The organism is Brevibacillus fortis (genome assembly GCF_003013395.1).
Classification (GTDB): Bacteria; Bacillota; Bacilli; order Brevibacillales; family Brevibacillaceae; genus Brevibacillus; species Brevibacillus fortis.
Genome location: NZ_PXZM01000079.1, coordinates 1 through 1107, shown reverse-complemented (window position 1 = coordinate 1107; position 1107 = coordinate 1). Strand labels below are relative to the sequence as shown.

Here is a 1107-nt window from a genome sequence, read left to right as displayed (position 1 = left end):
CTCGGTAGGACTCCACAAGTCGCTACGTCTGGAAATATTCTTCTCTAGCGGAACGGATGCGATTCTTCATTCTTTTAGAGCTTTTAAAAATCGGATAACACAGAAAGAGCTTTGAAGTTTTCTAAAGAGAACAGAAAATAAACAAGCTGATGTCGATTGAGCTTCGACGTCAGCTTGTCTACTAGATGAATGCGGTTAGCTAATTGTTCTGTTTAGCCAATGCGTTTGATCAGGTTCATTGTTCCCGATGATCTGATAATCATCCATCCGTCAGGAATAGGGGAGCCGAGCATTACCCATACCTCTTGACCAGAAGGAGCATTATTGAGATTTCGGATGAAGTTCATAGTTCCCGTACTTCTCGTTACGACCCATCCGTTCGGAATAGGGGAGCCAAGCATTACCCATACCTCTTGAGCAGAAGGAGCATTATTGAGATTTCGGATGAAGTTCATAGTTCCCGTACTTCTGGTTACAACCCATCCGTCAGGAATAGGAGAGCCAAGCATTACCCAAACTTCGTAACCAGAAGGAGCATTGTTAACATTCTTAATCAAGTTCATATTTCCTGAACTTCTGATCACAACCCATCCGGATGGAATAGGTGAGCCTAACATTACCCAGATTTCCTCGCCAAATGCTTTATTTGGGCTTGTAAGTCCATCCTTCTTTTTCCAATCTTTCTGGGTACCATTTGTTGCGTAGGTAGCCGCCTTTTCCTGTAAAGGCAAAGCTGCCCCTTGGGCTGTTGCAGCTAAATTTGGTACAGCGACAACTGAACCTAATGCTAGGATGACCAAGGCTTTCTTAAACATTTGCATCAACCTTTCATGAAAGTGGTAAATGTGGTTTTTGAAACGATCATCGAGTAGATGCCAATGTTGAGTAAAAGAATTACAAAAATACCAATATATACTATCTTAAACGAAATCTATTCTCTTTACTTTAGGAGATATTGTCGAATGGGAGACAAAGTAGACAATATTTTGAGAAAGCGTGGATTTCTATGTAGCTGGGGTGAAGAGAAGAATATTTCCAGTCTAGGCTCCAGGCTCCGTCCCACTGGGAAGTTTGTACTTTCCGCTCCGAAGGGATTCGCGGGGAAAC

Annotated in this window: 1 protein-coding gene; it reads right to left on the bottom strand. The window is 42.5% G+C overall.

Translation table 11 applies throughout. From position 1 onward, the window contains the following. Positions 1–212: 212 nt before the first annotated feature. Positions 213–815 carry a hypothetical protein gene (locus C7R93_RS29730; protein ID WP_106842157.1) on the bottom strand — a complete coding sequence of 201 codons (603 nt, stop codon included), beginning with the start codon at positions 813–815 and terminating at the stop codon, positions 213–215. Positions 816–1107 lie beyond the last annotated feature (292 nt).